The organism is Streptomyces lincolnensis (assembly GCF_021173675.1).
GTDB lineage: Bacteria > Actinomycetota > Actinomycetes > Streptomycetales > Streptomycetaceae > Streptomyces > Streptomyces lincolnensis_B.
On the sequence record NZ_JAIHON010000070.1, the window covers coordinates 1 to 255 of the forward strand.

The following is a 255-nucleotide window of genomic DNA, read 5'->3' on the forward strand; positions in this document are numbered from 1 at the left end:
TGAGACAGTCGAGAAGTCGTTACGCCATTCGTGCAGGTCGGAACTTACCCGACAAGGAATTTCGCTACCTTAGGATGGTTATAGTTACCACCGCCGTTTACTGGCGCTTAAGTTCTCAGCTTCGCACGCCCGAAAGCGCACTAACCGGTCCCCTTAACGTTCCAGCACCGGGCAGGCGTCAGTCCGTATACATCGCCTTACGGCTTCGCACGGACCTGTGTTTTTAGTAAACAGTCGCTTCTCGCTGGTCTCTGC

The 255-nt window shown here is 54.1% G+C and carries 1 rRNA gene; it reads right to left on the minus strand.

The features are described 5' to 3' along the window. Window positions 1-255 (minus strand): 23S ribosomal RNA (locus K4B79_RS47600); the annotation flags it as partial.